Below are 9,566 nucleotides of genomic sequence, written 5' to 3'. Positions count from 1 at the left end.
CTTCTAAAAGAACTTTTCCCAATCTAATAAACTTCCACTCTCCTTCAAATCCATCCAAACGAATCTCAGGAACGGTCTGTCCAGCTTTGGGAAACATCTTGGAGAGCATGGTAGTCTTAAGAGATTGATAGTTGGCGAGATTGTCCTTGTAGCTAGATAGAAGGTCGTCGAGGGTGCGGAAAAGAGAGCCAATGGCTTGTTGTTCGTCTAATGAGGCAGGTACACAAACCTTGAGTTTTGACAAAGATTTTTGACTAACTCCTTTTGCAGTTCCACCACTTGATAAAGAAGTTAATTCATTAAATATTTTTGGGCTACGCAATAAAGTGGCTAAAAAATCTTCTCTAATTAAATGATGTTTAACTTCAAAGGCAATCGTACGTTGACTTAGAATATATAAATCATCATTAGGAATCTGTGCAACATTTCCCATTGGTGCTTCAGTAGTAAAAACAACTTGCCCTTTATGAAGATGATTATCGCCCATCCATCGATCATACAATTCTTGATCTCCATAATTTGCATCAGCATTGAAATCAATATAGCCGTTTTTTACATTTAAAGCTGATAAAGCTAAAAAACCTGTATCGCTCCAACTTAAACCTAATTTTTTAGGTGTTCTCCCTCTGTAATCTAAGATTTTTTCTATATTAGATAATAAAGGTCTTTTAATCCAATCTTTCTGTTCTTCACTAAAACTGATTTTAGGCTTCATTTTTCTCCTCAATTCTTATAACTCTCTGTCTAAAAATTGTTTTAACTTTTTACGCAATTCATTATCTAGAATTTCTTTTTGTATATCTTCCTCAAAACTATTATATTTTTTATTTAAGTCATATCTAAAAAGTAATGTAAAATAAATAGCTATTTGAATTGCAGATCCAATAAGCAAGAGAAAAATAAAAAATAGGAATAGTATATATATTTTACCCACCCAATTATATATGTTTTCATTAAAAAAAGAAAATATAACTATAATAAAACTAGATAAAAATCCTCTATTAACTATTGAAACCAGTCTCTTATACTCTTTTAATTTAAGTTTTGATACAAGAGAACTTGTACCAGAACTTAATAAAAATCCGTATAAAGAAAAATAAATTCCAATAAAAACTGTTGATATGGTTACTAAATTTGTATTATCTAAATAAGCATTTTTGTAAAACCAACAATACATGTCTGAATAGTTTCCTAGTAAAAGAGATATTGAAATAACCATTACAATTATGACAAGTAGGAACCACCAAAAATATTTATCAATAAATTTAAGCACGCTAATATCCCCTTTCTAGTTTTTAGATTTTTACAAGCTATCTTCAGTTACAATCTCAAATTCGTTCTCATTAATTGGTAACAAAGCACCAAATAAAGTATATTGAGTATCCTTATTATGATTCTGATCGTCATAATAGTGTTTTGTCATTAAATTAGCTAATATGTTAAATTCCTCAGTCTTTGAAGAAGTTATATCATGAATATAAAATCCATCATTCTTTAAATCTAGTGAAACAGATTCTTTTGTTTCTGGATTTAAAAATTCAACTTTAGCTGATATTAAATTTTCATCCTCTGTATTTAATAATTTCAATATTCTATCAACACGTTTTATATCCATTTCTCTTTTATATCGACTTTTCTTGAATACTATAGTGGTAGTATTTATATCTAATTCTTCAGACACTTCAATCATATTACCAAATAACTTCTCTAATAGTGTTTTGTTGCTATCGTTAATATTTGGAAACAAACTTGACAATTGAAAACCTTCATTTCTAATTTGAATAACGATTGATTTAATACTCTCAGATGCTTCTATCAAAGGTTTTAATTCATCTGTTTTCATAGGCTCAAATTTCACAGAATACTTTACATCAGGATCTTTACTTTTTATAAAACTTGATAGATACTCTCCTATTTGATTAAATGATGGCCCTAAAAACTTTCTTTCCATCAAAAAGAGATACGATGTAGGAATAATCAAACAAACACTAGGTTCGAAAAGATCACCATCAATTTGTTTAATTTCTTCTTTACCTATTTTTCCTTCATATGGTTTTTCACTACGATATTTTCCAATCCAAACTGTTCTATTCTTAGGAAGATATTCGTACCCTTCCAATGAAGAACCATTCGTTTTCTGATATGAAGGAGGTCTACTATTATTCATAAATATAGTATGCTGACTCCCTAATTTTACAGTTCTTTCTACAGGAGAAGATAGTCGAATTTTATCAATTAACTTAGATAAATCATAATCTGTCTTCTCACCATTTCGACACAAAAAAACATTAAAATATTGAACTTTCATTTACATCAATCTCCAATTATTTTATAATCACTAAATTATCATTTTTATAATCTATGCGTCCTTCTATCTCAACATTTGGAACAAAAACATTGAAATTCAAGTCTTCGTTTTGCTCACAACTACTTCTTATATGAATACCTCTAGGTATTTTTTCCTCAGAGTCACAGTATATTAAATCGGCTCTGTATTTTACTATTGCCTCCGGAGTATTCTTTAATAATTGATAAATAATAAAGTTCTCAAAATACGTCTGGTTATGCCCATGGACTGCTGTATGGTGATTTCCTTTATTAGACCACTTAGTTTGTTTATAAATATTATTCTTATTCTTTTTACTAGTATTAAAGCAGGTCCCTTTAAAAAGCTGTCTCCCTAAAATATGACCAGCATCAAAACCAGAATCCTTAAACGGAGATGTCCCTTTTGTACCTCTCCCTTCAACTTCACTTATTGAAATTAAAGATATATTTCCAATACCACCAATAGGTAAATTATTATTAAGCCCAAAATTTATAGGATTACTAATGTCAATTTCGTTGAAACAATTTAGATTATTGATTGGTGTCAATATCCTAAAACTACCTTTTTCAAAATTAAGATCTTTAATTGACACTACACCCAATTCTTTAAGCATATCATCTGTAAAAAAATCTATAAACAATTTTTCATTTGGATAATTACACATAATATTCTCTCCTACCTCCCCACCCTCAACGGCTCAATGACTTCTTCGATCAGTTGGGTATAGGCTTCTTTGATTTGTTTTTTATAGAGGAGTGGGTTGAGGGCATCTGTCACCTCAACTTTATAGTCCTTGTAACGCTGGCTCTTGGTCAGTTGACTTTCTCCTAATTGTTTTTTTGCTCCTTTGCGGTAGTGATTGACATAGTAGCGGAGATCATCTTCACCGACATACCAGGTCTTACTAAAGTCTTGGATATGCTGCTGGATGACCGCTTCAATCATCTGGTCAAGGATATTGGCGATGGATTGACCTCTATAGCGGTCTGGATTTGCCTGTACTTCTTGCCAAAGTTCTGAGATGATCTGTGCAAGATTTGGATTGGTCTTCTCCAGACTTTGGATATAGGTATCCACTGCTTCTCTGTCCTGTGCACTGAGACTCTTTTCCTGACTTTGCTCTTGCTCGATCAGGCTTTGGATCAAGGTCAGTATATAGGCATAGTTGATCTCATCTACTTGGATAGACTCCAGTTCGTAGTGGATATCCAGTGGCTCCCCATCCTTATCACCATCTTCTGAACGACTTTTAAGTTCGGCAAGGATATTTTGATAGAAGCCTAGATAGTTTTCCAATTCTTCTGCGGTTAGTCCAGTCTCTGCATAGATTTCTTCCTCGTTATACTCTTTATAAACTCGGATAGAAGCCAAGTATTTATCAAAGGATTGATAAGCCTTGGCTAGTTTTCTCAATTCAGGCGTAGAGATTTGCTCGATTTGGAGTCCTTCTTCGGGGTCATCGGTGATTAGATTTTGGAAGTCACTACAACTTCTCATAAAGTTTCTCTTTTCCTCTTCCCAGCTAGGTGCAAGAACATCATTTTCACCACCATTTGAGTAGAGCTTGAGGGCATTATCGACTGCTTCCTTAAAGGCTAGAGGCTTTTGAAAAGTGATGATATGACCATAGTTCTTACTAGAATCAAAGATTCGGTTTGTTCGACTAAAGGCCTGAATCAAATCCTGCGGTTGCATGGGTTTGCGATCGATAAAGAGGGTCGATAGACAAGGTGCATCAAATCCTGTTAGGAGACGATTGACCACGACAACCAAGTCCAACTGCTCATTGCGATAGAGATACTTGTCTTGTTTACGGGCAAGCCGGTTATTAACATCTGTGTTAAAGCCACGGAGATCCGCCATAGTAAAGTGTGTATCAAATTCTTGGTTATAGTCCTCTAAGACCTGTTTCATGTGGTCTTGGTTGGCTCTTGAGTCTTCTTCGTTTTCAGTGACAGAGTAGGTGATGGTCACCTTTGGAAAGTCTGGCAGGACCATCTTGACCCTCTCTGATACCTTGACCCGTGTCTGACCAGCCTTGACTCTTTTGAGAAGGTCATAGTAGGCTTGGGCTTGAGAGATGGACTTGACGGTTAGGATGGCATTGTAGGTATTGCCCACTCCTTTTTGGAAGCCTAGTTGTTGGCGGGATTTATTGATAATAGCATCCAATACTTCCAGCATGTGCTCCTCATTTTCATAGACGGTATCAGGTATTTCATTTTCAGCCTGGTCTGTGATGAGGGTATTGCGATAATCCACCTTAAAGCCTAAGACAGCTCCGTCATGGATGGCTTCCTTGACTGTATACTCATGGAGGCGGTCTCCATACTGTTGCTGGGTGGTTTGGGCTAGGTCTCCGACTTGCTGGCGTTTATTTTCCTTAAAGATGGGCGTCCCTGTAAAACCATACCAGAGAGACTGAGGGAAAAAGGCTTTAATGTCTTTTTGTGTTTGTGGGGTCACTGCACGGTGGCATTCATCTACAACAAAGGCCACTCGGAGTCCCTTGATTTTGTCCGCATCTCGTTGGTAAAGACCTTGGTCAAACTTGCGCATCATGGTGGTGATTTTCTGGATGGTTGTCACCACGACACGCTTATCATTACTACCTAGTCGCTTGACCAAATCATGTGTATTGTCTGTCTCATCGATATCAATGACATCATTTGTCGCATAAGAGAGGAAGGATGATGTGGTCTGTTGGTCCAAGTCCCTGCGGTCAACGACAAAAATCGTCTTTTGGATAGAAGGAATCTGAAGGAGATTCCTCGCCACCTTATAAGAAGTCAAGGTCTTCCCTGAACCTGTCGTATGCCAAACATAGCCTGATGCTTGTTGGCGAGAGGCTTCCTGAACCGCTTCGATAGCATGGATCTGGTAGGGGCGCAAGAGAATGAGAGATTTCTTGCTATCATCAATGACAGAATACTGCATGACCATCTGATGGGCACGAGGGATAGAAAGGACTTCGTGGGCAAAGCTAGTCAGGTTTGTCACAGGATGATTGTCCTTATCCACCCACTTGGTTAGAAATTGCTTGTTGAGTTTGTTTTCACGAGCTGCAGCGATATAGCGAGTATCTACTTTGTTGGTCACAACAAACATTTGCAAGCTAGAGTAGATACCACGGAATTTCCCTTCACGGTCATATTTTTTAATTTGGTGAAAAGCATCGATAAATGCTGCTTGGGTGCTCTTGAGCTCGATTTGAATCATAGGTAAGCCATTGATGAGAAGAGTAACATCCAGTCTACGGTCTTGGTCCAGAGGATTTACTTTTTCTCTTTGGACTTGATTGACAACTTCGTAGCTAGACTTTCCTGCTGCGATATTGTCACGCCAAATGACTGACAAACGGATGGTGCCTAGGCTCGCATCTTCTCTTTGAACCTCGACTTTGGCAATGCCATTTTCTCCGACCAACCACTTGGCAGCATCATAATAGCTGACAAAGTTGAGTTGGTTCTGAATCTGGCGTTTTTCCTGCTCAGTCAAGGGATGGTCTGCTAGCAGAGCAACGTTGTTTTGGGCTAGTTTCTCAAAGAAATTGTCCCATAGTTGTTCTTCTGTTTTTAGGTCTTCTCGATAAGTCCATTGGCTTTCACCAGTTACCAGCTGGTTTATCAGTTGTTTTTCTATTTCCAGTTCTGGTTTTACCTGCATCTAAATTTCTCCTTCAGAGGTTGACATTCTAGTTATTATTATATCATAGTCCTATCAGAAAACCTTCCTCTCCCTCCCTACTTCAAAGCACTTTTGACCTTTTTCTTGGTGATGATGCGGTCGTTTTTGTTGGCTAGGGATTTGAGTCGGGCTTCGAGTAAGACTTTTCTACCCGCTTCGTTACGGGTGTAGATCAGCTGATAATCACCTAGCTGAGGTGCGACGGAGTCCAGAAAGAGCTGGGCATCTTCCTTGCGTTTTTCAAAGATGCTAGGAACTACGAAATACTTGGACTGGCCTGCAGGGGCTTTTTTAGCTACTAAGAGGTAGCGTTGATTATCCACGGGGGCAAAGAATTCACCCAAGGTCTGAGAGAAGAGCTCCTTATCTCGCATACTGCCACCCTTAAGATAGGCAAAAATGCAATAGCTATCCTTATCTTCTTCCACCTGCACGCGCGACTGATCATCGGAAAGATGCCCCATCTTTAGCATGGCATTACGAATACCTTCACCTGCCTGACGTAGACGTACGTAAGGACTCTTGTAAAAGAAATAACGGACCAGAGCAATAGTAAGCAAGACAAGACTAATAGCCGTTAACCAAGCCAAACGAATACCATTTGTTTTAAAGAGATAGATGAGGAGATTAACTGCAATCAGTAAGAAAGAATAGCGAACCCACTTTTCAGCATCAACCAGTGTCAAGAGAGGGATTTGCTTACAATCTGTCGCTACCTCATTGACAATCTCTAGTTTATCCGCAACTACTAACGCCTCCTGCCATTTTTTGCGAAGGGAGCTACGGTCCTTGGACAATTCCTTGATTTTCTGATTATAGGCTTTAATCTTACTTTTCTTAAAAGGAGGTTTTGGGAAGTCCAAGCGATCCAGCCCTGTCTCGATGGTATCCTCCTTATAGGATAAACCTAGAAAGTGCTCCATACGACGAATTAGACTGAGTAAATCTTGATAGGGATTATCCTTATCTACTTCCTCTTCATTTTCCCGCAAGAAAAGATTTTTTGTATAGGGTTTGATAGCGACCAGGTGCCAGATATTGCTGGTCTTTTCTGGATGTCCTGACCAGACACGAATGGCACGCCCTCGCATCTGGTTGCTAAGCATAAAGCTCCCCACAAAACTACCTAAGATCAGAGAATTAACACATGGCGCATCCCATCCTTCACCTAAGAGAGACTTGGTCCCGATCAAGACTTGGATGGCCCCCCTTTGAAAGAGCTCAGTCACTGCTGCGACCATCCCCTTAAAGCTAGATGGAAATCCTACTTGGAGATAGGCACCTTGGTCAAGTTTTCCAATGGCTGAGAAGGTCAAAGCAACTGTTGGAAAGAGTGCTTGGAGTTCCTCCCTGACACTAGTTGGCACGATAACCACACTTCCCGAAAGCACTGCTAGGGGAACAGAAATCCCCTGTTTCTGAGCACTGCGGCGAATAGTTTCAAAGTATGGGAGTACACCTAATTGCGTGATTGGTGCTTGGTCATCTCCCAGATAACTAGCAAAATCCTTGCGGATATAGTCCGCCAAGACTAACTGTCTCAAGTCCTGACCTAGACTAGCATACTCGGTTTCAAAGATAGATGCGATGCCAGCCAGTTTTCCTAGAGATTGATTGAGGATTTGGTCATTGGCCTTGGATTTGACCAAGAAGACCTGACGTTTTTCAATCAATCCTCTTGATTTCAACTCAGCTTCTATCTTTTTCTTTGTCTCCTGTGAATCCTCATACCAGTCGGGTGTCTGATAGAGAAGGCCTTGCAAGAGGACTTCTAGCCAGTAGTAATTAAGAGCAGGCAAGCCTTCCGCCCCCAGTAAATCTCGTAAGTGCTTAGGAATTTCTAGCTTTTGAGCCTGTAGATAAATGAGGAGGGCTGAGAGATACTTGGGATCTTCGAGGAGCATATCCGCAGAAATTTCCCCTTTGAGAACCTTGGAAGACCTAATGAGCGTCTGAAAATCAGGATCAACCACTAGTTGGCTGACATACTGCCACTTGGTGTCCTCAAATTCTTCCAGGCGCTTGTCTTCTTCCTTGGTCGGAAAACAGATATAGACAAAGTCCTGGTGTGGGCAGAGGGTATCTTCCTTGACCAGTTCTGGCACCGTGATTTCTTGGTCAATCTCGCCACACATCTGGAGATAGCGATCCCAGAGTTCTGGCTCACTGTCATAAGGAGGTGTTGCTGTGAGAGAGATGACTTGCAGTTGTTGGTAATTTTTACGGAAGTCTTCTAGGCTTTTCCACCATTCATTTCTCAAGTGATGGCATTCGTCCAGACAGAGAGTTTTAACGCCCCTTTCCTTGAGGCTGGCAATTAGGTCAAAGCCGACAAAGTCTTCAACCTCGCCATTATCTTCTTGAGATTGTACTTGTTGCATGGCACTGTGAAAGGCTTGGTAGGTGGCAATGGTAATTTGCTTCATGTCCTTGAGATTTTGAGACACGAGACTTATGATCTGGTCCTCATCCTCTAAAAAGGCCAGGCGAATCCTATCTACCCATTGTTCCCGAATGGTAACAGTCGGCACCAAAACCAGAGCTGGCTTATCAAAGCGGGCAATCAACTCGATACCAATGGTTGTTTTCCCAGAACCTGGTGCTGCCACCAAGTGGATATGGCCATCTGCTTGATATTCCTGAAAGTTATCCAAGACCTGTTTTTGGTAGTTGCGCCAAGTGCCATTAAACTTCAATCCTAACATGATTTTCCTCATTCTAAGCGGCCATTTTCTTATTCCCATTTTACCATACTTGAGGCAAAGTCACATGAAGTACCCCATATAGTCTTTCTCCTCAAAATATGGTATAGTAGAATCATACTACTCAAGAGGAGTTTACATGTCACACGATAAAGAAATGAAAGCTGTTTCTCCCCTTCTACAGCAAGCAATTAATATTTCTTCCATCATCGGTGGAGTTGGTACCCTAATATTCTGTATCTGGGCCTATCAGGCTGGCGTTTTGCATTCCAAGGAAACCCTATCTGCCTTTATCCAACAGGCGGGTATCTGGGGACCACCACTCTTTATTTTTTTACAGATTTTGCAGACGGTTGTTCCTATCATCCCAGGTGCTCTGACCTCTGTTGCAGGTGTCTTTATCTACGGACACATTATTGGAACTATTTATAACTATATTGGAATCGTTATTGGTTGCGCTATTATCTTTTACCTAGTGCGACTTTACGGTGCTCCCTTTGTCCAGTCTGTCGTCAGCAAGCGTACCTATGATAAGTACATCGGTTGGCTAGACAAGGGCAATCGCTTTGATCGATTCTTTATCTTTATGATGATTTGGCCGGTTAGTCCAGCGGACTTTCTCTGTATGCTGGCAGCTCTAACCAAGATGAGCTTCAAGCGTTACATGACCATTATCATCCTGACCAAGCCCTTCACCCTGGTTGTTTATACTTATGGTTTGACTTATATCATTGATTACTTTTGGCAAATGTTCGCCTGATCACTAAAAAAAGTTGATCAAAAACTCAATTTTATACTCAATGAAAATCAAAGAGCAAACTAGGAAACTAGCCGCAGGTTGCTCAAAG

The 9,566-nt window shown here is 39.5% G+C and carries 7 protein-coding genes; 1 reads left to right on the top strand and 6 read right to left on the bottom strand.

Going from position 1 to position 9,566, the window contains the following annotated elements:
- The 6 genes from ADM33_RS03160 to ADM33_RS03135 all read right to left on the bottom strand — a co-directional run.
- Positions 1 to 715 (bottom strand): restriction endonuclease subunit S (locus tag ADM33_RS03160; RefSeq protein WP_049503137.1); only part of this gene is annotated, 715 nt, incomplete at its 3' end.
- Between the two features lie 15 nt (positions 716 to 730).
- On the bottom strand, positions 731 to 1,273 hold the full coding sequence (locus ADM33_RS03155; RefSeq protein ID WP_049503136.1) for a hypothetical protein: 543 nt from the start codon (positions 1,271 to 1,273) through the stop codon (positions 731 to 733).
- 30 nt (positions 1,274 to 1,303) lie between these two features.
- Entirely contained in the window at positions 1,304 to 2,308 is a 1,005-nt protein-coding gene (locus ADM33_RS03150) for a hypothetical protein (RefSeq protein ID WP_049503135.1), read from the bottom strand.
- 16 nt (positions 2,309 to 2,324) lie between these two features.
- The gene (locus tag ADM33_RS03145; protein ID WP_049503134.1) at positions 2,325 to 2,993 is read right to left on the bottom strand and encodes a hypothetical protein; all 669 of its coding nucleotides are present in this window, start codon (positions 2,991 to 2,993) and stop codon (positions 2,325 to 2,327) included.
- 11 nt (positions 2,994 to 3,004) lie between these two features.
- Positions 3,005 to 5,995, bottom strand: coding sequence for a type I restriction endonuclease subunit R (locus ADM33_RS03140; protein WP_049503133.1), 2,991 nt, complete (start codon positions 5,993 to 5,995; stop codon positions 3,005 to 3,007).
- 77 nt (positions 5,996 to 6,072) lie between these two features.
- Entirely contained in the window at positions 6,073 to 8,721 is a 2,649-nt protein-coding gene (locus tag ADM33_RS03135) for a DEAD/DEAH box helicase family protein (RefSeq protein ID WP_049503132.1), read from the bottom strand.
- Positions 8,722 to 8,857: 136 nt separating this feature from the next.
- Here ADM33_RS03135 and ADM33_RS03130 point away from each other — a divergent pair, with 136 nt between their 5' ends.
- On the top strand, positions 8,858 to 9,478 hold the full coding sequence (locus tag ADM33_RS03130; RefSeq protein WP_049503131.1) for a TVP38/TMEM64 family protein: 621 nt from the start codon (positions 8,858 to 8,860) through the stop codon (positions 9,476 to 9,478).
- Positions 9,479 to 9,566 lie beyond the last annotated feature (88 nt).

It is taken from the genome of Streptococcus oralis (genome assembly GCF_001075875.1).
Taxonomy (GTDB): domain Bacteria; phylum Bacillota; class Bacilli; order Lactobacillales; family Streptococcaceae; genus Streptococcus; species Streptococcus oralis_I.
The sequence above is the reverse complement of the archived record's forward strand: the minus strand, read 5'-3'. Positions and strand labels throughout refer to the sequence as shown.

Coding starts and splice junctions, on each gene's coding strand:
- ADM33_RS03150 (WP_049503135.1), bottom strand. CDS start 2,308: ATGAAAGTTCAATATTTTAATGTTTTTTTGTGTCGAAATGGTGAGAAG.
- ADM33_RS03145 (WP_049503134.1), bottom strand. CDS start 2,993: ATGTGTAATTATCCAAATGAAAAATTGTTTATAGATTTTTTTACAGAT.
- ADM33_RS03140 (WP_049503133.1), bottom strand. CDS start 5,995: ATGCAGGTAAAACCAGAACTGGAAATAGAAAAACAACTGATAAACCAG.
- ADM33_RS03135 (WP_049503132.1), bottom strand. CDS start 8,721: ATGTTAGGATTGAAGTTTAATGGCACTTGGCGCAACTACCAAAAACAG.
- ADM33_RS03130 (WP_049503131.1), top strand. CDS start 8,858: ATGTCACACGATAAAGAAATGAAAGCTGTTTCTCCCCTTCTACAGCAA.